General features: G+C 58.6%; 20 protein-coding genes and 2 pseudogenes. 8 read left to right on the forward strand and 14 right to left on the reverse strand.

Annotated features, from left to right (window positions below; genetic code table 11):
* Positions 1–160: 160 nt before the first annotated feature.
* From GWE18_RS12500 to GWE18_RS12520, 4 genes are all read right to left on the reverse strand, one after another.
* A complete protein-coding gene (locus GWE18_RS12500; RefSeq protein ID WP_275186058.1) occupies positions 161–1,510 on the reverse strand; it encodes an FAD-dependent monooxygenase in 1,350 nt (449 codons plus the stop codon).
* Positions 1,511–2,408: 898 nt separating this feature from the next.
* Positions 2,409–2,648, reverse strand: coding sequence for a hypothetical protein (locus GWE18_RS12510; protein ID WP_275186059.1), 240 nt, complete (start codon positions 2,646–2,648; stop codon positions 2,409–2,411).
* Positions 2,649–3,157: 509 nt separating this feature from the next.
* On the reverse strand, positions 3,158–4,939 hold the full coding sequence (locus GWE18_RS12515) for an adenylate/guanylate cyclase domain-containing protein (RefSeq protein WP_275186060.1): 1,782 nt from the start codon (positions 4,937–4,939) through the stop codon (positions 3,158–3,160).
* Positions 4,940–4,976: 37 nt separating this feature from the next.
* Positions 4,977–5,393, reverse strand: coding sequence for a hypothetical protein (locus GWE18_RS12520; protein WP_275186061.1), 417 nt, complete (start codon positions 5,391–5,393; stop codon positions 4,977–4,979).
* 855 nt (positions 5,394–6,248) lie between these two features.
* Here GWE18_RS12520 and GWE18_RS12525 point away from each other — a divergent pair.
* The 3 genes from GWE18_RS12525 to GWE18_RS12535 all read left to right on the forward strand — a co-directional run bounded on the left by GWE18_RS12525 (position 6,249) and on the right by GWE18_RS12535 (position 9,965).
* A complete protein-coding gene (locus GWE18_RS12525) occupies positions 6,249–6,935 on the forward strand; it encodes a ParA family protein (RefSeq protein WP_275186062.1) in 687 nt (228 codons plus the stop codon).
* A 133-nt stretch (positions 6,936–7,068) separates the two neighbouring features.
* Complete coding sequence (locus GWE18_RS12530; RefSeq protein ID WP_275186063.1) at positions 7,069–7,935, forward strand: hypothetical protein; 867 nt, start codon at positions 7,069–7,071, stop codon at positions 7,933–7,935.
* 539 nt (positions 7,936–8,474) lie between these two features.
* Positions 8,475–9,965 carry an aldehyde dehydrogenase gene (locus GWE18_RS12535; RefSeq protein ID WP_275186064.1) on the forward strand — a complete coding sequence of 497 codons (1,491 nt, stop codon included), beginning with the start codon at positions 8,475–8,477 and terminating at the stop codon, positions 9,963–9,965.
* Between the two features lie 544 nt (positions 9,966–10,509).
* On the opposite strand, the gene GWE18_RS12540 is transcribed toward GWE18_RS12535, so the two are convergent.
* A complete protein-coding gene (locus tag GWE18_RS12540; protein ID WP_275186065.1) occupies positions 10,510–11,586 on the reverse strand; it encodes an SMP-30/gluconolactonase/LRE family protein in 1,077 nt (358 codons plus the stop codon).
* A 212-nt stretch (positions 11,587–11,798) separates the two neighbouring features.
* Here GWE18_RS12540 and GWE18_RS12545 point away from each other — a divergent pair, with 212 nt between their 5' ends.
* Both GWE18_RS12545 and GWE18_RS12550 read left to right on the forward strand, forming a co-directional pair.
* Positions 11,799–12,656, forward strand: a complete 858-nt coding sequence (locus tag GWE18_RS12545; protein ID WP_275186066.1) for a GNAT family N-acetyltransferase — start codon at positions 11,799–11,801, stop codon at positions 12,654–12,656.
* A 697-nt stretch (positions 12,657–13,353) separates the two neighbouring features.
* Positions 13,354–13,608: pseudogene (locus tag GWE18_RS12550) on the forward strand (ferritin-like domain-containing protein); the annotation flags it as partial.
* An 8-nt stretch (positions 13,609–13,616) separates the two neighbouring features.
* Here the strand turns inward: GWE18_RS12550 and GWE18_RS12555 are convergent.
* The 3 genes from GWE18_RS12555 to GWE18_RS12570 all read right to left on the reverse strand — a co-directional run bounded on the left by GWE18_RS12555 (position 13,617) and on the right by GWE18_RS12570 (position 16,502).
* The gene (locus GWE18_RS12555; RefSeq protein WP_275186067.1) at positions 13,617–13,850 is read right to left on the reverse strand and encodes a hypothetical protein; all 234 of its coding nucleotides are present in this window, start codon (positions 13,848–13,850) and stop codon (positions 13,617–13,619) included.
* A gap of 667 nt (positions 13,851–14,517) precedes the next feature.
* Positions 14,518–15,363 (reverse strand): HD domain-containing protein, encoded by an 846-nt coding sequence (locus GWE18_RS12565; protein ID WP_275186069.1) that lies wholly within the window; start codon positions 15,361–15,363, stop codon positions 14,518–14,520.
* Between the two features lie 320 nt (positions 15,364–15,683).
* Positions 15,684–16,502 (reverse strand): cyclic nucleotide-binding domain-containing protein, encoded by an 819-nt coding sequence (locus GWE18_RS12570; protein WP_275186070.1) that lies wholly within the window; start codon positions 16,500–16,502, stop codon positions 15,684–15,686.
* A 468-nt stretch (positions 16,503–16,970) separates the two neighbouring features.
* Between GWE18_RS12570 and GWE18_RS12575 the strand changes: the two genes are divergently transcribed.
* Positions 16,971–17,927 carry a hypothetical protein gene (locus GWE18_RS12575; RefSeq protein ID WP_275186071.1) on the forward strand — a complete coding sequence of 319 codons (957 nt, stop codon included), beginning with the start codon at positions 16,971–16,973 and terminating at the stop codon, positions 17,925–17,927.
* 531 nt (positions 17,928–18,458) lie between these two features.
* Complete coding sequence (locus GWE18_RS12580; RefSeq protein ID WP_275186072.1) at positions 18,459–19,070, forward strand: class I SAM-dependent methyltransferase; 612 nt, start codon at positions 18,459–18,461, stop codon at positions 19,068–19,070.
* Positions 19,071–19,223: 153 nt separating this feature from the next.
* Here the strand turns inward: GWE18_RS12580 and GWE18_RS12585 are convergent, their stop codons facing one another.
* Complete coding sequence (locus GWE18_RS12585; protein ID WP_275186073.1) at positions 19,224–19,949, reverse strand: BA14K family protein; 726 nt, start codon at positions 19,947–19,949, stop codon at positions 19,224–19,226.
* 205 nt (positions 19,950–20,154) lie between these two features.
* Here GWE18_RS12585 and GWE18_RS12590 point away from each other — a divergent pair, with 205 nt between their 5' ends.
* Positions 20,155–20,460, forward strand: a complete 306-nt coding sequence (locus GWE18_RS12590; RefSeq protein WP_342804250.1) for a DUF3551 domain-containing protein — start codon at positions 20,155–20,157, stop codon at positions 20,458–20,460.
* Between the two features lie 537 nt (positions 20,461–20,997).
* Here the strand turns inward: GWE18_RS12590 and GWE18_RS12595 are convergent.
* The 5 genes and pseudogenes from GWE18_RS12595 to GWE18_RS12615 all read right to left on the reverse strand — a co-directional run bounded on the left by GWE18_RS12595 (position 20,998) and on the right by GWE18_RS12615 (position 25,990).
* The gene (locus GWE18_RS12595) at positions 20,998–21,435 is read right to left on the reverse strand and encodes an alpha/beta fold hydrolase (protein ID WP_275186074.1); all 438 of its coding nucleotides are present in this window, start codon (positions 21,433–21,435) and stop codon (positions 20,998–21,000) included.
* Between the two features lie 375 nt (positions 21,436–21,810).
* The gene (locus tag GWE18_RS12600) at positions 21,811–22,806 is read right to left on the reverse strand and encodes a PhnA-like protein (protein ID WP_342804251.1); all 996 of its coding nucleotides are present in this window, start codon (positions 22,804–22,806) and stop codon (positions 21,811–21,813) included.
* Positions 22,807–23,462: 656 nt separating this feature from the next.
* Positions 23,463–23,827, reverse strand: a pseudogene (locus tag GWE18_RS12605) (PRC-barrel domain-containing protein).
* Positions 23,828–24,481: 654 nt separating this feature from the next.
* Positions 24,482–24,808: a DUF2934 domain-containing protein gene (locus GWE18_RS42270; protein WP_342804252.1), complete on the reverse strand. Its 327-nt coding sequence runs from the start codon at positions 24,806–24,808 to the stop codon at positions 24,482–24,484.
* Between the two features lie 630 nt (positions 24,809–25,438).
* Positions 25,439–25,990, reverse strand: a complete 552-nt coding sequence (locus GWE18_RS12615) for an RNA ligase family protein (RefSeq protein WP_275186075.1) — start codon at positions 25,988–25,990, stop codon at positions 25,439–25,441.
* Between the last annotated feature and the right edge of the window lie 766 nt (positions 25,991–26,756).

The following is a 26,756-nucleotide window of genomic DNA, read 5'->3' on the forward strand; positions in this document are numbered from 1 at the left end:
CGAATGAGACTGTCAAACTTGGTCATTAGCCTGAATTTCCGCTCCGGGTGCCACAGCGGAAGTTGGCCAGTAGTCCGGTTTTCCGGTTCAAGAGGTGTCGCGCTGCCATCTGCGCGGAGGCGGCAGAAATGGGTACCGGCACCAGTCCCTTCCCGATCGGTCACGCCTCGGCCATCTTCGCGAGCACCCGCTGCGCGAGCGTGGGATCGCGATAGACGCTGCGTGGCTTCAATAGATGTTGGACCTCAATGGTCAGCTTGTGGACGGCCGGATCTTCGGCGGCGAGCCGGGTCAGGGCGATACCGAATTTGAGCGTGGTCTCAAAATCCGCCGGACGTTGCCCCCGGGTATCGGGAAACACGAAGTCGAGTATGGCCACCGACCACGGCGTCTCGATCAACGTCTGCACCTCGGCGAAGAAAGCAGGTCCCAGCCCAGCGATTGGATTGCTGTCTTCCCCTAGTCTTTCGAGCAGCCTCTGCAGCAGGCACGCCTCCAGCGCAGCCACGCTCATGCCTTGGCCGTAGACGGGATTGAAGCGGCAGATTGCGTCGCCGATGGGCAAGAGCCCGCGGGGGAAGACGTCAAGTCGCTCGAAATGACGCCGTACGCTCTGCGGGAAGCCGTAGCGCGCGACCCCGTCCAGACGCTTGGCGCGGCTGATCGCGTTGTAGATCGTCGGGGTCCGCAGCGCCTTGGCGTAAGTCAGGAATCCCTCCGCATCGCCAGGCGGGCCGTCACCATGGCGCCCACCAATGGTCGCCATCCAGCGGTTGCCCTCGAGCGGCAACATCAGGCCGCCACGGCTGTTCTGGGGTGCCTGGCCGAAGGTCATGACGCCTTTCCAGTCAGTCGAGGCGTCGTCCGGGATGGCAAAGACGCATGTGGCATAGCCGAGATCGATGCCAATTGTGGTCTCCTCTGGTAGTGGTCGGCCGATCGATTGCAGCAGAGCGAGAGTGAGGGCGCCGCGGCCGGAGGCGTCGACAACGAGATCCGCCGCAATCGTTTCGCTCGCGCCGTCGCCGTTCTCATAGCGCACGCCGGTGACCTCATCTCCATTTGGCGTCGCCAACACTTCCTGCACCCGGCAGCGCTGGTACAGCGTGGTATTTCCGCGGCTTTCCACCCGCCGTCGCACGGCGCGCTCGATTGTCGGCCGTGACGCCGCGTAACCGAACCAGCCGAGATCGCGTTGCGGGAAGGGATCATAGCCCGGGCGTTCAACGCGAACATCGAGACCGGCCCTGAGCGGCACGGCTCCCGCCCGCGCGAGATCCTGTTCGAACCCGGGGAACAGCTCGCTGAGCGCGCGCTGGCCGCTGAGCAGCAGCGCATGCACGTGCCGCGCCTGCGGTGTTCCCGCGCGGTGCGCAGGCTCCAAGGGCAGAGCGTCGCGCTCCAGCACAACTACCTGATCGAAGCGGTCGGAGAGTGCCCCCGCGGCCGTGAGCCCGGCCATACCGGCGCCGATCACGACCGCCTGCTTGCCAATCACAGTCGACGCCATCGCTACCTCCCAACTGCGTGCTCCGCCGCCATGTACAGGCTCATGGCCTCACACCTTATCAAGCTCCAACCACAGTCAAAGCGATAAGGACTAGGGTCGCGACGCAGGCAATGCTCGCCCGGGACGACATACCGTTCGGGCGTATTCATCCTTTTGCCTACCGAGCGGCCATTCTCAAAGCAAGATAACCCGATCGGCTCGACAGAGATTGTGAGCTGGCTAACAGTCTTCGTGCTCTAGCAGTGATCAGCTATACTCATACTTACAGGTGGTTCGCTCCCTGACCTTCTGCACGGTCTGCTCTCCTGTGGGCTGATCTGGATACAAGTCAGGCTTCTTGCTGACTGGGACGTGTCAGAGTTCGCCTCCGAAGCGGCACACCACTCCTTAAGATTTTTGATCATGGAGGGCCGGGTCGAATAACACGCGATGTCCGCTGTTGAGGGAATGGCGGACGGAGGGCGGGGTATTCTTCGGCTTCCGCAAATGGACCCAAACCGAAAGCGCCGCCACCCCAGACAGCGTGTCCCACCTAGGGGATCATGCACGGGCAGGCGAACCGGGTGCGCTGCCATGGCGACGACGTCTAACTGCCAACAAGTCGCGGAACTTTACGGATGGCCAAGTCGTGGTCGTTTGCAGATGATCGTCGCGTAATCGAACTGGCCAAATTCTCAAAGTCTTTAGAGGAGGCAGCTCGAATTATGAAGCTCACGCCTGAGCGCATTTGCAAATTCGGTTGGGCGTTTCGTTCAAGCCCAGCGCCAAGAATAAATTGCGGTCCGGCTCTGAGGCGAAGCGCAGCTTAGAATGAAGGGCACCTCTCTCAAGGTCGCGACCTGGCTTGCGGCCGCTTTTTGACGGACTCGCTGGCGGTAAATGGGATAGGCCACCCTCATCAATTGAGAATCCGTGGCCGCCGCTCGGCGGCGGAATCGACCGTGTTCGCGATCTCCTGCGATGCCATTGTCCATGAAAATTCTGCAATCGTGAAGCGTTTGTGGCCGTCGCTGATAGAGACACCGCGAAACCTCTTCGCAACGTGCCACTCGACCGCTTTTGCAAACGCTTCCTTCGCGGTTTCGGCATTCGCCGTTAGCGTGAGATCATGAATGTGGGCCTTCACTACGAAGGGCATGGCTTCACCCACCTGGTTGAGTGCTTTGCTCCGTCTTTAAGCTGAAAGGCATAGCGCGGCCGCAATCTCCGCGCCGGACACGCAGAATATTCCGGAACTTACTAATCGTGATTTTAAGGGAAGGGCTGTCGCCAAACAAAATGCGGCCGCAGCCTTTCGCTTTGAACTGCTCCGTAACGAGGTTTGTGGAGCGGGGCTCATACTGTCGCAAATTGGTGAATACAATCTGAATTAGAGGCGGACGCCTGCCGGCCCGCGTAACCGGCCCTGTAACCTCGCGGATTCAAGCAACGGCGGCGGGCAACAAAACGCGGATCCGCTTGCCCGATGGGCCAGCGCAGCAGGAACGCGGTGCTCAGATGGCAAGTGGGAGTTACTGATTGGTCGTTTGAAACCATCGCATGGGTCTACGGCCACAACGCTGGAATGATGCGGTTCGCGAGTGATTGGCAAGATCCCTTCCTACGATTCTAGAGAATTCTATGTCTGAGTTTGACCCAACTCGGACATCAGCCCTCAGGCACCCCGGCCAACCGCATGCCCTCAATCGCGCGGTCGCTCCAGGCAAGGAAGGTCGGATTGTCGCTCCGTGCATACGTGGCATCACGAAAGCGACGAATGGTGAAGCTTGGATCGAGCGCAAGTCCCGCTTGCGCCGCGGCCCGCGCTTCGTCCAGCTCCCCGAGCCGCACCAGCACAGCCGCGAGAAGGAAATGCGCGGCGGAATAATTTCGGTTTGCGTCAAGGCCCCGGCGCAGCCAGACGACTGCTTCGGCATCGGCACCGAGCTGAGCCTTGGCGAGGCCGACCCATACCATCCATCGATCGGCAAGGGTGTCGCGAGGAGAAAGGCGGAATGCCTCGTTGATGTGAGATTCGGTTTCTGCGCCTCGACCAAGTAAAAACTTGGCGATGCCGATGAGAACGTGAGCGCTGGCCAAATTGCGATCCAGCGCCAGTGCCCGCTCGCATTGAGCAATGCCTTGAGCCACGCGTTTCGTAAATATTTTCACAAGGCCCAGATACACGTGTGCCAAAGCGTGGTTCGGCGCGAGCGATAGCGCTTTGGTTAAAGTCGCCTCGGCCGAGGTGAACCGCGCTGAATAATCGTCGGTCATAAGGGCAGCTCCGAGTACGGCATCGAGCCGCGCCAAACCGACCATGACCTCGATATTTCCCGGATCGAGCGCCATGGCCTGCTCGAAAAAGCCGCGCGCTTCTACCATGTGATCGGGGGTCAGCCCCTTGTTAAACCAAGCCCTACCTCGGAACACCAAGTCCATCGCGTCTGGATGCGGTGAACGCTCCGCTCGCCGGGCCTCGGCGGCAACGAGTTCGGCATTTAATGAGTTGGCGAGCCTCGATACGATTTCGTCCTGCATGTCAAAGAGATCGGCAACGGGCTTGTCAAAACGCTCCGCCCAGAGGTGGTTGCCGGTTTCGGCATCGACCAGTTGCACGTTGACCCGAAGGAGGTTGCCACCACGTTGCACCGATCCTTCGAGCACGTAGCGGACATTCAACTCGCGTCCGAGCCTCACTACGTCGACGGCCTTACCTTTGAAGGTGAACGCGGTGTTGCGCGCAATCACGAACGCGCCATTGATCCGCGACAAGTCGGTGGTCAGGCTCTCGGTCACACCATCGACGAAGTAGTCTTGCTCGGGATTGCCTCCGATGTTTGCGAACGGCAAAACAACGATGGACAACCGGGGAGTTGATGATGGCAGCGAAGCAGCTCGGTCGGTTTTCGCGTTCAGGCCAACGGCATAGGCCCGCACCGGGTCGTCGATGTTCTTGAGGTTCTGCTCACCCAGATCGGCGAACTCAACGCCGACCTTGCCTCGGACTTGATCGTAGGCAGCAGACGAGATGCAGATGCCGCCCGGCTCTGCGATGCTTTCAAGCCGCGCAGCAATGTTAACTCCGTCGCCGAAGATGTCGTGGGGTTCAACGATTACGTCACCGATATTGACGCCCACGCGGAATACAATGCGTCTCTCTTCCACGTCACCGGTTGTAAGCTCGCTAACACGCGCTTGGAACTGCACCGCAGCTCGGATGGCTTCGACCGCGCTCGGAAACTCCGCCAAGAACCCGTCGCCGGTGTTCTTCACGACACGGCCGCCGTGTTCGGCAATTGCCGGGGCGACGGCGTCGGTTAGGAGCGCGGCCAGTTTGGCATGGGTCGCCTCTTCGTCATTGTGCATCAACCGCGAGTAGCCAGCTACGTCGGCGGCCAATATCGCCGACAACCTCCGCTCGACCCGGACTGGCCGCTCCTGCACCATGGCCCACGATCCAACCTAGATGCGATTGTACGACAGATCAGATGGGATGCCCACTAAGGCTGATGTCGCATATTGGCACCTTTGAGACATGGCGACCGGCCTTGACGATGTCCGTTTCCAGGGGAAGACCGGAAGTAGTCGGCCGACGACCAAAATGACGCGATTGACCCCAAGCCGACATCCCACGAACAAGACCCTTTTTTTGCCGCGTGCCCGGCGCGGACAGGCGCGGTTCGCAATGGGCGCCTCTGTGTCCAAATTCCCACACTGCGACCAGAAGAGGTTCTGTTCGTCTCTTTTCGAACAGACGGTCAAGTCCGTTCCGTCCAACCTCCATCATTGGATTGGAAACAGTCATCGGTTGGGAGGCAAAAATAGAACGTTCGGTAATCAGCCTCCAGAGGTCGGAGTGTCGTGAGGCAAAAGGTAAATTGACGATGAGGTCACTGCTCATTCTCGTTGCTATCTTCTTTTCGGCAACCGCATTTGCTCAGAGTGCGCCGCCCAAAGTCGGTAACAAAACGCTGGTTCAAGTAAAGCCGAAGGAGCCGATGGGCTGCAAACTCGTTGGAACGGTCCGGGGCACAAAGCTATGGGCTGGCGACTGCGTAGGGTCAGAGCTTAGGGGCTCGACAACCACGACGGAAACGCAAGTCTTGCCTCAGCAAGCGACCGGAGCAATTACGCCCGATCAGAAAGAGTGAAAATCGCGCGCGACCCTTCCCCTTATTAGCGCGCGACCCGTCCCCTCATTAGGGTGGATTGATACTGCGTTAGTCGTTGGAAGCAAATCAATGGTCAGTGCAAATGATGGTCAATGGAAGCCCGTTGGAACTCAAAAATACCGTGAGCATATAAAAAGTGACCATCCGGACTATCGCCGGATCATCACCTTTCTCAACGAGGAGCGATGTCCTGACTGCTCAAAGCCGGGCCTTGTCGGAGGACGGAGACGATCCCTGACAAAGGAAATGTTTTGCGCTGCCTGTGGAGCGGGATTTGCGGTGGGCCTTATCACTTCGGCTGGCCGCCGCACCAATTCCATTCGGTCCGGCGCATAGGCAAACCTTAGCTTTCGACACGATCACCGTCCAACACGAGCCGTCTGCCTAGATAGCTTTCTTCCGCTATTGGCCCAAATGTCTGGACCGGCCGGCGTTGGGCGACGTATAGCGCGGTATATCGTTAGTGGCTGGGCCTTGATTTGGTTGTGAGTTCCACGCTCGCTCTTGATGCGATTCACGATGGGGAGTGGTAGGTCACCGATTGGTAGGCCCAATTTTTTCGACGACACGTGCGTTTCATGTAGTTGTTTATCGGGGATGCGCAGGAGATGTACGTCCTTGCTCTGGTCACCCAAAAAGGCGGAAGCGGCAAGAGCACGCTGGCCGTCGGACTTGCAGTCGCGGCAATGGAGAACGGGGAGCGCGTCGCATTTGTCGAGGCTGATCCACAAGGCACGATTTCAAAATGGAAGGAGCGGCGCGGCAATCCCTTTCCGTGGGTCGTTCGGGTCGCCGATCCTGCCGAGATAGAAAGGGCGCTGGTCCGCCTCGAAGCTGAGGGGATCTGGCTTGCGATCATCGATACTGCCGCCACGAACAATGCGCTGGCCACGCACGCCATCACGAAGGCCGATCTTTGCCTGATCCCGACGCGTCCGAGTCCCGCCGACATCGAAGCTGCAATACCGACGCTGATTGCTATTCGTAGGTTCAAGCGCCGATTTGCGTTCGTCCTCAATCAGACGCCACCGCGGGGCTGCCGTTTGAGCGAAGCTGCAACTTCGCTCAATTCGCTCGGCGTGCTAGCGCTTCCCTACGTCGGACAGCGCAACGACCACCAGGACGCGCTGGGGACGGGATTGGGCGTGACCGAGTTTGCACAAGAGGGAAGAGCCTCGGAGGAAGTTCGTGAGCTGTGGCGCTGGGTCTTGAAAAAGCTTGTCGAGGGGTCGTTAGATCATGAGCCACACGCAAAAAAGGCGACGTGCTAGCCATACGCGCTGTGCGCGACGCTCGCTCGTGGAGCTTACCACGGCGGCGAGCCGAGCCGTTGACGATGGCCTGTTTGTGTTGTCCAGCGGGATTGCTGCTTCCAATCCGCTATCGGAGCACACAGGCGAGAAGATGTCTGATCAAACAATCCTTGCAAGGCAAGCGATGGCTCCGAGTCCCGTTGCGGTGCTTGAATCTCGGAATGCGGCGGCGCCGCGCAAGGACGAACTCCTAGATTCCGACACTACCACCGAGATGATGGTGAAGGTTGCCAAGGACTATCAAAACAGAGCTTTTGAAAACATCAAAGCCAGCCAAAATGCTGCGTTGGACCATGCAAAGGACCCCGTAGAGACACGGGTGGGAGGCGAAGCGGCGTCGAAAGACATCGGCGGTTCCAGTCTTGAAAGCAATTTTTTGACCGTTCTCAAAGAAGCCGCAACGGAGCTCCGCGCGGATGCGGTCGAATTGATTGTGCAGAAGGAACCAGCCGACAGCGCAGGGCAGCTGCAACCGCGATACATGCGGCGGCTCACTGACGAGGCGGTCAGATTGCTGGTCGATCTTCGGAACGGCAAGCTGGAGAATCAGGCGAACTTCATCCTGAGCGAATGCTTCAGAGAAGCCGCCAGCGCGTTCTCTATGATCAATCAGCAGCTCAAGCGCGACGGCTATGCCGCGAGCATTGATCCATCAATCTTCATCTGGCTTGCCAATATCACCGAACCGGAGACGCGCGACACCGGGACCATGCGGCTTGAGATCGTACCCAACCACCGAGGTCGTCCGAGCACGTACGCGCGCCAGGTCGCTCTATTCATCTGGCACCTTGTCGAGGGGCAGGGCTGCCGGCGACAGGCCGCATATCGGGGGGCGCTCACGAAGTTCACCATAAGCGCAAGTTTCGCCGAGAAGGCCTATGCCTTTTGGGAGCCGATCTTCAAACGGGCGGGACCGCACGTGAAGATGCTGACCCCCATTTCAGATCCAGAAATGTAAAGCTAAGCAGCGCGCGGGCTGGCGTCCGATTTGACTGAGGCCGAGGCCCCGGCGAGGACCGCCCGGCAACTTCGTCGGAGCTTTGGACTAAGAGGACGCTGACGTTGGGGCCGCTCCTGCATGGCCCATGATTGCGCTGATATCCAACCGCTCATGGCGGCGATGAGGGCATAGTCGTCGCAGATATGCATTCGTCTGCCCGTGGGCCCAAGACCGCTCATATCCGCATCAGGAGCGCGGCCATATCGAAAAAGCCGCAAAACTCGGCAAAATGACCGCGCCCCGCCAGTCGCCACGCTCGCGACCCGTCTGTGCTTCCGCTAGGACGTTTTTACACGACCAAGACCCGGAACAGACCTCCTAAGGCTACAACCCAGCCGGAACCCGGGCGGTCAGGACCCCCGTTGCAGCATTGAGTTTGATTCCACGATGGAGACAAAAGACAAACATCCAATCTGGATCAACATGCCTCGATTCAGTAGTCTTTATCCGCGTGCTCCCAATAATCTTTCGGGGTCCGTCGCAACGGAGCTACACAAATGCTCACCTATCAAACCTACATCGATGGCAAATGGGTCGATGCTGCCTCAGGCAAGACCTTCCAGACCTTCGACCCTTACACGGGCGAGCCTTGGGCCAGTATTCCTGAGTGCGACAAGGTCGACGTGGACCGGGCCGTGGAGGCCGCCTCGCGCGCCTTCGAAGCCGGACCATGGCCGAAGATGACGCCAACCGCGCGCGGCAGGATCATGCGCCGCATCGCCCAGCTCATCGAGAAGCACGCCGAGCATTTGGGCCAGATCGAGGTGCGCGACAACGGCAAGCTGATTTCGGAGATGGCGGCGCAGACCAAGTACATGCCGGAGTGGTTCTACTACTACGGCGGCCTCGCCGACAAAATTCAAGGTGCCGTGGTGCCGGTCGACCGACCCGAGCACTTCACCTACATCCTGCGCGAGCCAGTTGGCGTGTGCGCGTTCATCACGCCGTGGAACTCGCCGCTGATGCTGGCCACGTGGAAGATGGCTCCCGCGCTGGCGGCGGGCTGCACCGTGGTGATCAAGCCTTCCGAGTTCACCTCGGCCTCGCTGCTCGAGTTCATGAAGCTCGTGATCGAAGAGTCCGGCCTGCCGCCAGGAGTGGTCAACGTGGTGACCGGTTACGGCGCGGTGACGGGCGAGCCGCTCGTCACGCATCCGAAGGTCGCCAAGGTCGCCTTCACCGGCGGCAGCGTCACTGGCGCCCGCGTCAACGAGCTGGCTGCCAAGACCTTCAAGAAAGTGTCGCTCGAACTCGGTGGCAAATCGCCCAACATCGTGTTCGACGACTGCATTCTCGACGATGCAGTCAGCGGCGCGGTGTCAGGCATCTTCGCGGCGACGGGACAGACGTGCATCGCCGGTTCGCGCCTGCTGCTGCAGGAGAGCATTCACGACAAGTTCGTCGAGAAGCTGGTCGCCATGGCCAAGACGGCACGCCTCGGCAATCCCGCGTTAGCCGAGACGCAGGTCGGTCCAGTGACGACCCCGCCGCAGTATCAAAAGATTCTTTCCTACATCGATATCGCCAAGGGAGAGGGCGCGAAGTGCGTACTTGGGGGCGGGCCGGCGACCAAGGAGGAGGGCGGCGGCAAGTATTTCGTCAAGCCAACCATCTTCACGGGCGTCAATAACAAGATGCGTATTGCGCAGGAGGAGGTATTCGGTCCGGTTCTGTCGATCATCAAGTTCAAGGACGAGGAAGAGGCGGTGCAGATCGCCAACGACATCGCATACGGCCTCGGCGCCGGCGTTTGGACGCAGTCCGTCAAGCGCGCGCACGCGATGGCCGCCCGCATCAAGGCCGGCACGGTGTGGGTGAACACCTATCGGGCGGTAAGCTTCCTAATGCCATTCGGCGGCTACAAGGCCTCCGGTCTCGGTCGCGAGAATGGCGCAGAGGCGATCGAGGGGTATCTGCAGTCGAAAAGCGTTTGGATCAACAACGGACCCGGCGGCGGCAACCCCTTCGTGATGAAGACGGCCGGGTGACTCAGAAGGACAAGTGAGGATTGACGCCTGACTTCGCTCGCTATGACCACTGTGGTGGAACGGGGCGAGCCCGCCTTTGACACGCTGCTTCCAAATTTGCGCAGTGCGCTCGCACACCGCATCCGCGCTATTGTGACGATCGCCGTGACCAAGTTGTTGCTCCTAACATTGCCCGCTTATGATGAGGGAAAGACGGAACCAGAGCTGCGCCGAGCTTGGACCACCCGCTTCCGTATGCTCCAGCCATTCGAGCGTTCGAGGAGTAACCAGCCGCGTACTGCTGCACTGCATGAGTCCGGAAGTGGCACCTTTGAGACCTGCCGATCATCCTTGGCGATGTCCGTTTCCTGGGGAAGACCGGAAGTAGTCGGCCGACGGCCAAAGTGACGCGATTGACCCTAATCAGACATCCGCTCCAAGCACGCCGAGTTCCTGTTTCATCCGATCGTCCGCCTTCGTTGCTGAAAGGCCGATTGTCGTCGCGCCGTATTCTTTTCGCTCGCGGGGACCGCGCACGTGCCTATGCTGCTCAGGCGCAATCCTGTCAGCGTGGGTCGATCCTGTAAGCCACAACAGTGCCGTCCATCATCATCGGGATCATGACGGTGCCGTCGGGCCCCACGCCGAGATCGGCGCTCCCCTTCGTGAGCGGAAGAAGGCGCGTCGGCTTGCCATTATTCGCGACGTGGAACAGACCGCCGCTTACCCAGTCGGTGACGAGATAGCCGCCCTTGCCATCGGGTTCGACACCATCGAAATTGCCGACTGGTGTCGAGTCACCAAGAGCAGACACTTTCTTGGTCGCGAGATCGATCGCCTTCATGTGGCCAGGTACCTTGGTCGAGAAGTCCGGGGCCATCTTGCCCCACGACGCGACCACAAGCCTCCCGTCCTCGACGAAAAGCCCGTTCGGGTTGTCGAGCGCGTCATCCTGCAGCAGGAGCGACAGCTTGCCGCCGTCAAGGACCCAAATGCTGTTTGTTACCATGTCGGAGACGTAGACCCGTCCCCTTTTGTCAGCCGCGAGGTCGTTCAAGAATTTGGATCCGGGTGCCTCGTATCGGTTGATAATTTCGCCCTTGGCGAGGTCGATTTCAGCAACCCGATCGACGTCTGCGGCGTACAGTTTGCCGTTGGCAAGCGCGAGCCCGGTCGGACTGTCGAGCCCCTTGACCCACTCGATTGTCACGACCTTTCCATCCGGTCCGAGCTTTGAAATGAAGCCGTTGCCATCCTTCTTCATCGGATCGCCGTTGACGTTCGACACATAAATGGCCCCCGCGGCTCGGTCAAAGACCACCGACTCGGGCTGCTTGAAGCCACTCGCCTCCCACAGCTTCTGAGGTTCCGCGGCGACGGCACTGAAGGTAAGCACAGCAAACACCAATGCGGAGAGCTGAGGTGTCCTCATGGTAGCCTCCTCGTGATTGCCCCGAGAAGGAACGAGCCCGTAAGGGCAGATGTTCCTACCGTACTTCCTTTTATGGCAGGCGCGCCAATTTCCCTTTGACTTCTTTGCTCCCAAGGGGCGGAGCGCCTGTTCGAGACTCGGGTCAGCGCCGCTGCCCCAAGCCAAACTAAATGATCGCCTCAGGTCGAAGACGACCACTGTCTCGCTCATCCGACGGTTGCCACTAATGGCCCGAAGCTGATGTGCCATCCCGTCCAATGCACGTCTACTGACGCTGGCCCGCAATTTCGAGCGACACCATTTCACAATTGATTTGCGCACTCTGCATCCGGGGTGCAGCCTGTCTTCGCGGGCTTGCGAGCTTTGAGATCGTGCCAGCGTTGCGCGTTCGAACGCTCGCGCAGTGGAGAGTGGAGGATCGCATGGGCATCGAACTGCGCCGGGGCGCACCCGACGATTCAGTGAAATGCGGTCGCGTCTGCTTTGACGCCTTCAGGAGCTTGGCTGAACGGCACGGCTTCCCGCCAGACTTTCCTTCACCCGAGATTGCGTCCGGGCTCCTGTCGATGCTCCTCCAGCATCCCGGCTTCTATGCGGTAGTTGCCCTTGGTGATGGAGAAATCGTAGGAAGCAATTTCATGGATGAACGCTCGGAGATTGTCGGGATCGGTCCGATCTCGGTCGACCCGACGACACAGAAGCGAGGGGTCGGCCGAGTTCTCATGGAGCACGTCCTCGACCGTGCCGCCGAGCGACATGCGCCGGGGGTTCGGCTAGTACAGGCCGGCTACAACAATCAAAGCCTGTGTCTTTATACAAAACTAGGCTTTAGGGCGCGAGAGCCACTTTCGCTAATGAGCGGCTTACCGCCCAAGGTCGGGGTTGCAGGATACGAGGTGCGTCAGGCTGGTGAAGGAGACTTTGTGACCTGCAATCAGCTCTGTCGGAAGCTCCATGGTCACGATCGTGCGGGCGAGTTAACGGACGCGATCCAAGGAAAGACCGCCACTGTTGTCGAGCGTCTCGGCCGCGTAACGGGATATGCGACGTCCATCGGTTTCCTTGCCCATGCGATCGGCGAAACCAATGAGGATCTGATGGCGCTCATCAATGCGGCACCAAGTATTACGGGGCCCGGCATCCTCGTCCCAAGCCGTAACCATGCACTGTTTTCATGGTGCCTGGAAAACCGCTTGAACTTGGTTTTCCAAATGACGCTTATGAGCATCGGACTCTACAGCGAACCGTGGGGCGCCTATCTGCCTTCGGTTCTCTATTGAGGCATTTCGTGGTCCCGAAAACACCCGCTGTTGCGCTGTCCGTGTCTCCTTGTGGCACGAGACGGACATCGCATCGGCTGTCGCCGATGTCCGTTCTTCGGGAGATTGTGTTGAAAAAGTCCTTTTTCGTTGATGACTGAAATTCTCAGGACCGCTGGTGCGTCTCTCTCGCTGCGGGGTGAGGGACCACATCAATTATCGCAAAAACGATCGCTGGCCCTCGTATCGATTCTACAGAACCTAGCAGCGACTGAAATCGCCAATGCGCTACATTTGCGAGATTTTAGGAGTCCCGCGATTTTCGAGTTTTTCAACACAATCCGGGATAAAGCAGACATAGGAATGGAGCTAGCGGGCTTCCGATGATCGTTTGTTCCTGCAACGTCCTAAGCGACACCGAGGTGCGAACTGTCGCCAACACTGCGACGCGCCGAACCACCAGCTATGTCTATAGCTGCCTTGGCTGCAGAGCCCGCTGCGGTCGCTGCGCCCGCAACATCCGAGAAATCATGGACGAGGTTTTTGACGGAACGAAAGTCGGTCGTGCGGATGGCGGCGCCGTACTCGCTGCGCCCGCGGACAAGCAGCCCTAGGCTTCAATGGTGCCGCCATCCAGTGGCATCGCGCGCTGGTGCTGCTGGGAAGTTCAGACTAAATTTTCTAGAGTCTGAACCATGGCCAAAACAGGAGCGTGGTTATGAAGGGTGATGCAAAGGTCGTCGAATTTCTAAATAAGGCGCTGCGGCATGAATTGACCGCGGTCAACCAATATTGGTTGCACTACCGGCTGCTCGACAATTGGGGTTACAAGGATCTGGCCAAGCAGTGAAGTAAAGAATCGATCGAAGAAATGGAGCACGCTGACAAGCTGGTCGTGCGAATCATTTTCCTCGAAGGTTTCCCGAACCTGCAACTGCTCGATCCCCTGCGCATCGGTCGGAACGTCAAAGAGCGTTTTTGCTAACTTATTTTCAGCTGCTTACTCGGCGCTGCGTCGTTTAGGCCGAAATCTCTAGAGCGAGCGCCATCCTCTGCTTCATCAAAACCTTCGGCTAGCAATCCACGCTTGAGCAGTTCTCGCACCGCTGATGCGCGGCTTGGCATGCGCTTTTCAAAGCGCCAGTTGTCGACAAGTTTCAATTCGGCTGGAGTCAGCATGATCTGAAGGCGTTCTGCTCGATTCAGCTCACCCATCTTCCCCTCCACAGCAAGGCAAGAAAGTACTCACTAAAAGTAAAAAGCGTCAAAAACGTTCCTTACTAATTAGATGTCACGCAGTGTTTAGCCGCCAAATCCGTCTAAATTGCTCTTAACTCATTGGGCGCATTAAGTTTTTCCTCCCTTTAGTCGCCTGCCAGACAGACGAGCCAGCTTGGCGGGATAAGCCTTCACCCATCGCACGGTACGGCAGTTATCGGTGATGAGAACGCCTGTTGCGCGCTCCTGCCTTCCTCGAACGAATGGAGCAGCGCATGGTCATCAAGCGTCGCCGTTTTAAACAAACCAAATCACTCGAAGAGCGTCTTGCCCAAGATACAGCGCAACTACGCGAGCAAGCTAAGATGCTACCGCCCGGTCGCGTTCGAGAGCATGTCATGCATAGGATCAGACAGAACGAGGCTGCCTCTCATTTGTGCGAATTGCTTCGCTCGCCGGGGCTGCAGCTTTCCGAGTAAGGAGTATTCGGGTGGCCGAGGTCCGCTGCTGGCACTTTTCGGACCTGTGGCGATGTCCGCTCTGTGGTCGCTGTTAAGGGATAAGCGGACTCTGCGCGGACATCGTCAAAGTATCGAAAATGACCCATCTCGGAAATCTGCGTTCTGATCGACAAGGACGATCCACAACCTCAATTTAGACGTTGTCAACGCTGAGGTCCCATGAAGCGATGGGCGTGCTCCGCACACAGGAGGTGATGATGCAGGTTAGCTATCCATTGTCGGCCGGAAACCGTCATATTCAGATATTTGAGACCGTCCTCGATGTGCGTTGAGACGCTGTTCCAGAAAAAGGTGGGGTACTTATCAATGATATCGGCTGGCGACGAATATCCGAGCTGTCGGTTCATTCCGATCTCTTCAAATTCGCTATAGAGCGCATTTGCCTTCCGTGAGTACATTGGATCCCCAAGCTGTCCGATGAGGTCGGCAGCTTGGACTAGTTTTGGCTCCAGGCCCTCATTAGCGTTCGAGCGATCCAGACGTGCTGGAAAGCGCGTCATTTCAATTGCGGCCGCGATACGGAACGCGTCGAGGATGGGTGAGTTTCCGAGGCGCTCAAGGGCAAATAGCTTCGATCGATCGACGTGATAAGGCGAGAGGGCTGCATCTGATGCGCCGCGAGAAAGCGTAATTGTCTTTCCGCCCCCGTCCACCACGAACTCGGTTTCCGTGTCACCGCTCAGAACGCCACGCACATAGCCGATATCGTGCAACAGACAAGCGACGATCAGATGGCTGTAATCAGTGGGTTCTATTCTTTGCGAAAGTGTCATTCCCGCTAGAATTTCACGTCCGACCATCGTGACCTGTAGGGTGTGCTCGTAATTGTGGTAAAGAGCATCGCTTCTGGCCAGACATTCAATGGTACTGCGCGCAAAGGAGCCTAAACGCTCAGCCATATCGTCCTGTGCTGGACCAAAAATACGACGGAAATCTTTGGCGAGAAACTTGCCTAACTTCTTGGCCGCTAATGCTGTGATCGTCTTCACCGACCATCTCCAAGCCGGCAAGATGTTATCATTTTGCGAAGAAACTGGAAGGCAAAAGGGGGCCGGTTGGTGCGCTCCAAAGCGGAACGCAGTCCACTCGGCTTGACCGTACCGAAGGTGTCGACCGGCTCTGACTTTGTCTGCTTATCGGGCCAAGACCAGAAGTGATCAGCGCATAGTCAGAACGACGCATTTGGCTCCAGGGCAAATACGCCCAGTGCTACCAACCTGCCTCCGTGCCCGATTGCGGTGTAAAGGGCGAAACAGTTGTGCGCGATCCAGCCCGCATTTCTCGGCACGCCAGGAACATGCATTAAAGCTTAACTCGTCCCGCTCGCGGCCGCAGTCTGCCGCGCGGCTCTCTCTTGTGCGATAATTCCTTCCAGCCGCGAGATGTTCTCAAGCAGGCGCTGGCTGGTCAGGACGAGAAAGTAATAACCGAATTGCGGATTTTGAAAGTAGATTTCGAGCAGCCTTTCATACGTTATGGTCATCACTTGTCCGTCTTCTATGCATTCGACGGTCGCGGTTCGCCGTTTATTGGGCGTAAGGAAACCAAGTTCGCCCATCAGACGTCCCGGCGGAAGTTCGACGTCGATTTCCCTGACCAAAAACGTTCCTGTGACCGTCAAGAACATCTCGGTGGCCGCATCATCCTTCTTGAACAATTTATCGCCCCGGCGATATTTGCGCTCGGTCATGAAAGGTTTGAGCCATTCCAATGAGGTATCGCCCTCCGTCGCGATACGTGCCTTCTTGATCAGATTGAGCATTTGGCGGAGGCGAATTGCATTGATCGGCAGCAATAGCAGATACAGGATAAAAGTCGCGACGCTTCCGGAGAGAGCGCCAAAGGCGACGAAGAATGTACAGCCGGCCATGTTCGCGATGCGCAGCGGCACCATTGTATGCATCAGCAAGGTAGCGACAAGAAAGATGGCGCCAACCAGAGCGAACATGTTGGCAAGCGTGATGTTGGCCAGCGCAATTTCCAGCAGCCGGTTGAATAGTGCGTCGTAGGTGATGTTGTTGGGATCGAGACCCATCTGAACCAGAATCTTTGCGATCCTGAGATTGTCCGCCGCCGTATCAAGAATGCGGTTTAGTATCGTCGAAAAATCTGCATTGCTCGAGCTCATCGGGTATTCCCCCGCGCAAAGCCGTCGGTATTCGTTGGATATCCCGGATACTGATAATTGAAGTCGGATAACAACCGGTTGAGTAAGATTATTAGCGGTCTCGGTGCAATCGATCGATTTTACCTCGGGCGGTGATTTCGGCAATTGCCCGCTCTCTAGTCCGTTTTGCCGTCGTATCTGCCCTGAGCTGAAGACAGGTAACGCCGGCTCCTAGGCGGCTTTCGCAAGTCGAGGGCAATAGTGTCGCAAAAATCGGGAACCTCCGAGTCTGGCACCTTTGAGGCATGCCGGCAGAATGTCCGTTCACCGGGGGCAGACCGGAACTCACCAACAGAGGGCCGAACCGACGCGATTGACCCGTGCGGACATCGGGCTGTCGCTCAACGACCGGTACCTGAGCCCGTGGGCCTTACAGTGTGCTACTTTGACCCGGCACGATCCCTGTCTTCAGCCCGGAACCGTTGCACCGTGACCCATTATCATTACCCGGCACGGACTGAGGAAAGCCGCTTCCGCGGCGCCCTCGACGATGTGATAATCATCCCACTTGTTTTTGTCGCACTCGCCGCAAACAAAATCCTGCGTTTCATTCTTTCGATCTTGATGCGGCTGCTCGACTACGCCTTCCCGTTAGCAATGCAGATTGTCTGGCTTCCGCTCTTCGCGGCCAGGGTTCTTGGCAATGTCACCGTTACTGTCATAATCGCCGTGTTGCGCTTCGTTCCCCTTTCCGAGACGAAACGTCGACAGTGGAGTATATCGATCCGCCGGAACTGGTCGTGGCTCCGGCGGAAGATTAGCTATCGGGCGTTCGAACATGCTGTGTACATTGCCTTTGAAAGCGGCATGGTATGGGTGTTCCGAAAATGCCGGCATCTCACGCCGAACACCGCATTGCTCGTGATCCTGGGTGCGGTACTTTGGCTCCCGATCTCTTTCGGGGCTGCAGCGGCGATGCACGCGGTATTGTTTGCCAAGGTCACGTCCTGGCCAGCCTGGATGCAACTCTTGCATCCGCTGGCAACGGTCATCGCCAAGAGCAAGCTTTTGGTGCTGCCGGTGTACCCGGCAGCCTGGCCACAGGCCAAAAAACATCCGTTCGTTCAGCTCGCATTCAAGAGCTATGAAACCATCAAGTCCCTGTATGTGATCAAGAAGGCCGGTTTTCGCTATCGGCAGGCAGAGACCGCCGGCGTCGCGGCGGTTGAGAGGCTCGAGCGCACCGCCGGCCTCGCATCGGCGGTAGGGTGGCTGCGCGAGGCGCATGTCTCCGAACAACTCGGCGTCGAAAAGCCCACTCAGAAATTGCGTTCGTTCTTCTCGCGATGGTCAATTCAGTTCTCAGCCGAATACTACGAAGCGAAGGAACGGCAAGCCTCAGATATCCCATCGTTAAACCGCAGCAAGCTACGAACGCTGAGATGATCATCAAACTCAAAACCGCCAAGATGCTCAACATTACCTCAAAGCGTCGTCCGCTGCTCGGTCGCGCGGGATCAAACAACTGACGACCTACATTACCCCGATGTCCGCTTGTTATGCGGTGGACGGCTACTCCACCGGCACGTGAGTTCCATCGATGTAGAGCGGCTAAGGCTCGCATGCCAATGGCAGCCCGACGCAGCAGCCAACGCCGACAGCGCGATGAACCGGGTTAAAGCGCTGCCCATGTCCGTTTTTGGGGCTGAACCGGACTCCGCGTGGCCATCGCGGAATCGACGCGAATGACTCAACAAAGACATCGAGCCTGATCAGGTTCTGAGGCCGGTTGGGCCATTTGTCGCTCAACCACCCCGTCGCAAAGTGCTAGGCTGGGCTTGAAATCGTTGCGGTGAGGAATTTCCCTAGGGAGCGCCAGCCTCTCGCGGCGCCAAAAATGCCTGAGCGAAAACTCCAAGCGTCGACTCTCCCAGCAGCGATTTGAGCAGCCAAGGATGAACCGTGAGGAGCTCTATGATGGCGGTCGCACACCACGACTTTATTCCAGCGGCGGGGCGCCGCTGGCTGCTGCCGCTTTATGACCCGATGATCGCTCTGCTGACGCGCGAGCGGCGCTGGCGCGGCGAAATTCTCAAGTCACTGGACCTCGAGCCCGGCGACATCGTTGTCGATGTCGGCTGCGGTACCGGCACCCTTGCGATCATGGCGAAGGAACAGGTGCCGCAGGCGCAGGTCGTCGGCGTCGATCCCGATCCTGACGCCCTGGGCCGCGCGCAGAAGAAGGCGGCTCGCAAGGGAATCGTCGTCACCTTTTATTGCGGATTCGGCAACGAGACCTCGAAACTCATAGGCGCCGCGCGCGCGACAAAGCTGGTGTCCTCGCTTGCCTTCCACCATATGCCGCGCGAGATGCAGGCCGAGACGCTGGCTTCCATGCATGCGGCGCTGGCGCCCGGCGGAGCGTTGCGGATCGCGGATTTCGTCGGCGGACATTTCGGCGGACCCGGCGAAGGAATGTTGGTCCGTGACTTGACGGCGGCGGGCTTCGAGAATGCGCGCACGATTGGTCAGTTTCGCTTGGCCTTCGGCAAGGTCACCATTGTCGGCGGGGAAAGGCCCCGCGCCTGATCAGGGCCGGCGCCGCACTCTTGCCCGAGCGTTGGTCGCGACCGTTCTGGTCGGGATGGTTGTGGGTGATTCCCATGGCAGCGATGATTGGGTGCGTTTACCTCACGCTGCCTTGGTTTCGACTTTAGTTACGAACGCCGCGCCCGCGTTCGCCTATCGGCAAGAATGCGTCTGGCCGTCGTAGCCCCGGTAAGTCCCGGACGACGGATTGTAGGTGCGGAAGTGGGTGCAGAGCATGACCGTGGTCCGCTCGCGCGGCTTGTGGGCTGCCCTGGCCGGTTGCACCGATTTACTGTGCTCTGCCCCTTTGCTGTGGACAGCGCTTTCTGATTGCTTGGCGACAAACTTCTGCTTCAAGGCGGGCTTCTCGTACGCAACCGCTGGTTTTTCCTCGGTAGGAGCCGGCTTCTGCTCGACGACCGCAGGCTTCGCGTCCGGGACGGCCGGCTTCTGAGGCGCGGCCGCCGGCTTGTCCTGCGCGACAGCTGGTTTCTCCTCCGTGGGCGCCGGCTTCTGCTCGACGATGGCAGGCTTGTCGTCCGTGGCAGCCGACTTCTCCTCCACCGCTGCGGGCTTGTCCTGCGCGATTGCTGGTTTCTCCTCAGCGGGGGCCGGCTTCTGCTCGACGATGGCAGGCTTGTCATCCGTGGCAGGCGGTTTCTCTTCTGCAGCGGTCGCAGGCTTTTCCTGCGCGGGCGCCGAAGGCTGCGCTGCGGTCGGGCTTGGATTGTCCGTGGCCGACGTCTGCGCGAGCGCTTGAGCGCTTATCACCATAAACAAGACACAACACAGCACGCCGGCGCGCTCGGCGACGGCGGTCGATAAAGCTAACAAACGCATGGATTGATACTCAGCTAATTGTCCCCGTGAATGCTCCATCACGCATTTACGGCAAGTCTGTGAACAGTGCGGCTCTTTTGCGAGCGACGACGCGCTTTAAACCGAGAGTGTGTGCCGGCTGCCTCTCCACGCGTCTTGAGGGCCTGGCGCCAAATCAGCGAAAGCGTCAAAAGCGCAACTGTGAAACGAGACATACTCGTTCCACAATCAAAGTACACCGGACGGCCTGACGTGGGAGAGAAAAATGCGTACCCTCTTTCTTGCCCTCGCGACGTCTGCGACCATCTTCGCAACTGGCGTAACCTCGATCGCAGCTAGCGAGTATCGGTATTGCCTGCAAGGCGACGACTATGCTGGCGCGGGCGATTGTGGATTCACCAGCTACCAGCAATGTCAGGCTACCGCATCGGGCCCGCACGGCCTACTGCGGCGCCAATCCTTATCTCGCGAACGCCGCCGTCCTGACAATTCCTGCCAGGCCGCGTCGTCACTGACGCCTCGTGCGTCACGAGCAAATCAGATGGCTTGGCCCGCTGTGCATTTGCCGTAAGGCGCGAAATCGATAATGTGATCGCAGCGGCCAAGTCCGGTATTGGCACCTTTGAGACATGCCGACGGACTCTGAGAATGTCCGGTTATTGGGGTCGACCGGAAGTAGTCCGCACATAGTCAAAATGGCGCGTTTGACCCAGAGCTGCCGTGGTCGCGCGTGAACCTACTCAAGGTTTCTGGCGAGGAGCGGACGCAGGGCTAGGATGCCACTCCGTGGTGGCCAAGACCTTGATGTGCTCGGGGTCGCCAACCTGCTTGCTGGTGTTGACCTAGACAAAAACGGTCATTGGTCTCTCTTTAGCTTGCGCTTGCCCCAATGATGACTTTTGCGCTCGGGATCAAAGACCCGCTCGACGTGACGGTTCAGCGCCTTCATGCTGGTCGGGACGGCGGCAGTGCCGCTCAAATAAATCCGAGAGCGCGCCGACTTTGTCACCCTTCAGCCCTCGGACTTTCGAGCTATCCCGAAATTTTCGAGCCAGTGCGGGCCAACGCGACGCCGCCCTGGCTGCTCTCGCGGTCGCCCACCCTGAAGCTATTCCGCAGCTTCAAGTTTCGTCGGGCCGCCCGCGACTTCGAGTATTCCCGACATCACCTGATCCGTGGCCGTCTGCTGGATCATGTGGCCGTTTCCGGCAACTCGGTGAAACCTACTTTGCGGAATTTCGGAATGCAGCCGGGCCGACTGCGTATCAATGTCGATCAATCTGTCTTGCTCGCCTGTAATGATAACGACCGGCATCCTCAAATCCGCGTACCGATTGCGGAACTTGAAGGCGTCCGGAACCATCAGCGCCGATTCCGCGGCGGATGCCCGGATCTGTGAGGGGCGAAGGGCCATTTCCTTCGGAAATGCTTCGAACTTCTTCGGCACAGATTGGGGACCAAAGCTTTTCGTCATCATCAACGGCCAGATCGCACGGCTAAGCAGCGGCGACAAGGTATGACTGAGGAGGTCGCCGATGAGCGGCAAAGCAGGCGCGCCCAGCCAGGGCTCCGATCGCAACTGCCGAAGCCAACGCGTAGGAAGGCGCTTTTGCGTTGCGGCGTTGGACCGGGAAGGCAGAACGCAGGCGTCTCACGGCATTGGCTGAGGTCATGGATTTCACTCGGAAGGCGCTGCACGAAACCCGGAGGATCCTGGGGAAATGTTGCAGCGCGAAGGTAACCAGCGGTAATAGGGATCGTTCCAACTGAGCGGATGGCTGGTTCGTAAGATTGTCGGCGAGAAGGGTAAAGTGCTTCTCACGTTCTTTACTAATTCAGCACGTAGCACCAAGTCGGCGCAGGGTCGCTCACGCCAAGTCGTCGGATATTCTCGCCATCAGGAAGGCACATTATATCCTGATCAAGTGCCGCTTGCTCTGACCGAAACCGTAGGGGTCACTGCGCCAGCGTGCCCGGCAAAGAACGCTGCCAGGGCACCCAGTAAGAGGGCCAACGCACCGAACAATGCGCCTTGGGATGCACGCTTTGCCGCAGTATCGGCCGCCTGTTTGGCCTGCAGCTTTGTCTTGGTTACGGTTTCCTTGTATTGCTGCTGGTACTGATCCACCTGAGCCTTTGCCTCGTCTTTCGATATGTTCTGGGCCTTGGCTAATGCCTCGGCTGCCTTGTCGTTGGCAGCTGCCTGTTGGGCAGGGTCTCCGGTTAGAGCGGCGCGAACGGCTGAGATCGCAGCATCGCGAAGTGCCGCAGGATCTTGCCCTCCCGAGGCGCTCCGTACTTTGCTTTCAATGGCCGCCATTGGGTCGCTGACGCTGTTCAAGGAGGGCGCGGCGGTCTGAACTGCCGTCTGGACTGAGCCGCCCAGGGCTTTGCCTGCTCCACCCAGAGCAGAAGATGCGGTGCTGAGGGCGCCGCCAACCATGCCCGAGGCGGCGGCGGAGAGTAGATAGACGACAGCAAGCGTTGAGACCGCCCACGATACCAACCCGTGATAAGCAGTCGTCGAACTCGACGCCTTTCCAGAAAGCCGACCCGCAATATAGCCTCCGAGCCCAGCCGCCAGGATTCCCGAAACGACAAACCAGATACCAGCACCAACTGACATTGAGCTCGCGCTAGGAGTATCACCTTGCGCGACGTCTAAGGTAGATAGACCCACGCCAAGCCCAATCATGTTGAGGATGATCTGCATGACCAGTGCTATCACTGCACCTGCGAAGACGGCACCCCAGGCCACCTGGTTCAACATGATCGTGCGGATGTCGTCGGCGGGAGCGACTTCGCTCGTCTGAGGAGGAGTAGTACGGTGGTTTGGACGAAGCACTTCAGGTGAGTTAGCCATAATCATCATCCTTAAAAGCGAGGACCTGAGGCCGTAACCTGCTGTTTCGTTCAACGTTCCTAACGATCGATGCTTCTGCAATTCGAATGCCTGGTCCTTGCGGTGAGCCAGCGTGTGAAGATTTTGCGAGCCTTAGACATGAGGCCCCGCGCTGATGTTGCGGGGGTCGCCGCCACGGTTCCGGCCGGGCAGGTACGCTCCTGATGCCCCCTCGAATTGAGGGACACCTGTAGAAGAGCGAGGAGCGGTGTTGGATGGAAGGACGTCAACGTCGTTCGTTTACGGACGATTATAAGCGGCAAGCGGTCGATCTGGTGGCTTCGACCGGTCGCTCGATCGGGTCGGTGGCCAAAGAACTTGGCCTGCGCGATTCCGTGTTGCGGCGCTGGGTGGAATTGCGTGGGGCTGGACGAGAGCCGACGGCTGAGGCGCGGCGCCCCAGAACGCAGGCGCCGCTGCCGTCGGCGGACCACGCGGCGGAGATCGCGCGCCTGCAGCGAGAGAACGAGCGGCTGATTAGCTTGCCGAGCGCCCAGCCTTGCAGGGTGCGATAGGCGGGGCGGGCGGCCTGCAGCGGCAGCTTGCGTTGGGCGTAATGGGACATCGCGGCCTCGAATCAACTGACCGGTGATTTTAGCACTTGCGTCAAACCGCGACGGCACGTGGGGCGCTTAGGCCCAGTATAGCCAGTCCCGCAACATTCCGGATCCTCACGGAGCCGGAATGCCGCCGTAGTAATCATCCACCGAGCGGGCTACCGACGGGTCTGACCAATTCCAGCTACTCTCGTTACTATACTTTGGCGCTCCACTCAGCTGACTGCCGGTAATTCCCGTAACGTAGCCGCCAAGGTTGGTGTCGTACTTCACGCTTGCCACGGAAGCGGATAATGATCGTCTCCCATGCCGAGGAAGCCCCCAAACCCCAGCACCGCGTAAGCGACTTTACCGCTCATCTTGTCGATCATCACCCGTTCGATCGAACCAATGCGCTGACTGTCGGGGCCATAAACGGCCGTCCCTTCGACCTTGTCGCTGCCGATCAGATTTCCTGTTTCCCGTTCTTCATAAGCCATGAGAGACCTCCTCCTATGATTGGAGGTCAACCCAGGGCAGTCTCGCGCGTTCCTGTGAGATCAGTGAAGGCGTCGCTGCATAGTGCAGCAGTCAGCTGGGATAGCCACCGGCGGACCAGCGCTTAGACAGGACAGTCGTTAAGCCGGGCTCCCGCGAATTGCGATCGGGTTTTGACGCCGAAGTGGATGAAGCCGACCGTGAGGACGATGATCCGAACGAACGGCCGGCTTCACCCCCGATCTTAGTTAGGCACTTTTCGGGCATTGCGAGGTTGGAATAAGCCGCGTTGGTCCGGCAAGCGTGGTAAGGCCCGACGGTAGACTCCGGGCATGGTGCGCCAGCGCCGCCGCAGCCGCAGGCACTACCACCCAAGAACGGCCGGTCGAGATGAGTTTCGCAAACCCACCGCGTATTGTCGCACCGGGGGCAGTACCGCATCGACGAGTGCCCTCTAGCAAAGGAAAATCAATGCCAAACAGTGGGTTCCAAGTGAAAAAGTATAGTGCGATTAACTTTTGTTGTAGTGGCGACGGCTGGCCAATGCTGCGATACCGGTGCAGGTGAGAGCTGCTTGCTCCAAAGCCTCGGCTCTGACGTCCCCGGAGCTGGGGCTTTGGCTTAGGCAAAAAGATCGGCGCCTCTCTGCGTTAGTTTCAAGAACGTTCCGCTCTCGTGCCGGGCGTGCGGATGGGGCACGATTTATTCTCGTTTCGCAGTTCTTGCTCCGCTTGCTGCCAGAACTCGTCTTCCTTGCCTTTGGGCCTGCCATGGCGCTCCCAGATCTCATAAGCGCGCTTCTTGATTTCTTCTTCGGCGTTACCCGGCGCGCCGGCATCCCTGTTCGCGGATCGCGCCAGTTCCGTCCAAACCTCAGCGAGCCGAAGCCACGCCGCTCTATCAGCGTCGTCGATTACCGTCCTCGCGTTAGCGCGGCACTCCTCAGCCTTCCGGCGATACCGTTCTGCATCTGCAGGTGTCATGCCCTATCATGCGCGGCGGGCCGATCCGTTCCTGGCGATGAGCGCGACGCTCATGACATTGCCTCCATGACCCGTTCCATCGCGGAATGCTGGCGGTTCTTGACCTTGACCCAATCGGGCGAGCGTCCGCATCGGATGCGGACTTAGATGGGACGGGCGATCAGGTGGGGTTCTTGAGCTTTTTACCAGAGTGCACGATTGCTATTCCAAGGTCCTGACGCATCGCGGAGACCAGTTCAAGCATATGTTCGTCTCTCTCGGAAGTGCCGGGGTCAACGCGCCTCCAGGCATCCAATGCGCGCAAAACTCGCTCAGAGGCGACGAGTTGCACATGTGCAGCAACAAGCGAATAGTCGCCTCCGCATGGACAGTTGAATCTCCTTCAAGCTTGTCGAGGTCGGCAACGGCCGAGAGAAGTCTGGTGAAGGCTTCCTTTTTCTCCGAAAATCGCAGGGACTCCTTACTGACTCTTCGGCTCAATACATGTTGTATAATGGCCGTTGCGAGACCGCCAATACCTAAACCACCAAGCCCAGTAAGTAAAAGGGCGAGCCAACTTTGTTCGGCGAGCATCGAAGACAAACTCTCAATTTGGCTTTCCTTCAAATATATCCAGGTTGCCTTGTTTAGTCAGGACTTTTTGACTCGCGTCATCGCCGGGTGGTTGGGATTCTTGACCTTGATCCAATGCGGCGAGCGCCCGCCGCGGTAGGGCCGATCACGTCGCTTCGAAACGAGGCCCTCGAGTCCCATCATGCAGGCGTGCCGGAATAGATCTGGCCCGATCTCGCCCTGCTCAAAGTCGGAAAGGAAAATGCCGGCGACGCGGCGCGCGAGCAGCCGCGCCAGGTTGTTCTTGCGCAGATGCAGCGGCAGCTGGCGCAGATCCTCGCCCTGCATGCCGAGAATGTCGAAGGCATAAAACTGCACCTCGTCGTTGTGCTTGCGGCTGTGCAGGCCGGCGAAATCGGATCGGCCGTCGACGCCGAGCAGAACTGCTTCACCATCGATGACAAACGAGCTGATGCGATTGCGCAGCGCGGCCTCGGTGATCAGCGGAAAGCGGTTGCTCCAGTCGTTGCCGTTGCGCGTGAACAGCCGCACGCGCTTGCCCTCGCGCTGGATGACCAAGCGATAGCCGTCATGTTTGATTTCGTGGATCCAATCGGCGCCGGCAGGCACTTGGTTCCAGGAGTTGGAATGCAGGGTTCAAATACGGGCTTAAGCATGCGGGAAAAATAGGCATTCCCGCTAGAAATGCGAATCCAGCTTAAGTCAGGCGCAGGGTCAATTGGCGCCGATCGGGCGCATCGTGACGAACTACGAAATCTGAGAGCGACGATGAAAGTTCGCACATCTGCAGATCGCAGCGCCGGGGCAGTCGCGGGCGACGTCTACGGGAACATCTTCCCAACGATTGCGCACGGCTCGCGCTGGCCATTTGGCCTCGGCAGTGATACCAATTTCGTAGTCGCAATTCTAAGGCTGGGGTGCTTTAGGACGGGTGTCCCATGCGACGATACTATTTCGACGTACAAAAGGACGGCGCTCTTCTCGTGGACGAAGAGGGGATGGAACTCCCGAATATCGAAGCCGTCCAGCTAGAGGCTGCGCAATCATTGGCGGACTTGGCGAAGGATTTCGTTCTCGACGATCCTATGAGTGCCGCTGGGCCCGAGATGTCGGTAGACGTTCGCGATGCAGCGGGCCCCGTGCTCCAGGCCAAGTTAGCCTTCGCGATAAGCCGAATGCACTAAAGTACGAATTTGACTCCGACCATCTTGCCAGTTCGCCAAATGGCGATCCACCGGATACGGTGAGAGGCGACCAGCAGTGTAAATTGGGCCGGAAGCTCGATTGCGCTGGCCAGCTCCAAGGCCGCCCCGGTCTCGGACTGATTGCGATGAGACAGGCAATCACGTGCCCGCCAAACTCAATGCTTCCTGAC

Origin of the sequence: Bradyrhizobium sp. CSA112 (assembly GCF_029051645.1) — a bacterium.
Lineage (GTDB): Bacteria > Pseudomonadota > Alphaproteobacteria > Rhizobiales > Xanthobacteraceae > Bradyrhizobium.

Excerpts from the sequence above, each read along its gene's own strand:
- GWE18_RS12500 (WP_275186058.1), bottom strand. The coding sequence starts at position 1,510 with ATGGCGTCGACTGTGATTGGCAAGCAGGCGGTCGTGATCGGCGCCGGT.
- GWE18_RS12510 (WP_275186059.1), bottom strand. The coding sequence starts at position 2,648 with ATGCCCTTCGTAGTGAAGGCCCACATTCATGATCTCACGCTAACGGCG.
- GWE18_RS12515 (WP_275186060.1), bottom strand. The coding sequence starts at position 4,939 with ATGGTGCAGGAGCGGCCAGTCCGGGTCGAGCGGAGGTTGTCGGCGATA.
- GWE18_RS12520 (WP_275186061.1), bottom strand. The coding sequence starts at position 5,393 with ATGAGCAGTGACCTCATCGTCAATTTACCTTTTGCCTCACGACACTCC.
- GWE18_RS12530 (WP_275186063.1), top strand. The coding sequence starts at position 7,069 with ATGTCTGATCAAACAATCCTTGCAAGGCAAGCGATGGCTCCGAGTCCC.
- GWE18_RS12535 (WP_275186064.1), top strand. The coding sequence starts at position 8,475 with ATGCTCACCTATCAAACCTACATCGATGGCAAATGGGTCGATGCTGCC.
- GWE18_RS12540 (WP_275186065.1), bottom strand. The coding sequence starts at position 11,586 with ATGAGCGAGACAGTGGTCGTCTTCGACCTGAGGCGATCATTTAGTTTG.
- GWE18_RS12545 (WP_275186066.1), top strand. The coding sequence starts at position 11,799 with ATGGGCATCGAACTGCGCCGGGGCGCACCCGACGATTCAGTGAAATGC.
- GWE18_RS12555 (WP_275186067.1), bottom strand. The coding sequence starts at position 13,850 with ATGGGTGAGCTGAATCGAGCAGAACGCCTTCAGATCATGCTGACTCCA.
- GWE18_RS12570 (WP_275186070.1), bottom strand. The coding sequence starts at position 16,502 with ATGAGCTCGAGCAATGCAGATTTTTCGACGATACTAAACCGCATTCTT.
- GWE18_RS12580 (WP_275186072.1), top strand. The coding sequence starts at position 18,459 with ATGGCGGTCGCACACCACGACTTTATTCCAGCGGCGGGGCGCCGCTGG.
- GWE18_RS12585 (WP_275186073.1), bottom strand. The coding sequence starts at position 19,949 with ATGGAGCATTCACGGGGACAATTAGCTGAGTATCAATCCATGCGTTTG.
- GWE18_RS12590 (WP_342804250.1), top strand. The coding sequence starts at position 20,155 with ATGCGTACCCTCTTTCTTGCCCTCGCGACGTCTGCGACCATCTTCGCA.
- GWE18_RS42270 (WP_342804252.1), bottom strand. The coding sequence starts at position 24,808 with ATGACACCTGCAGATGCAGAACGGTATCGCCGGAAGGCTGAGGAGTGC.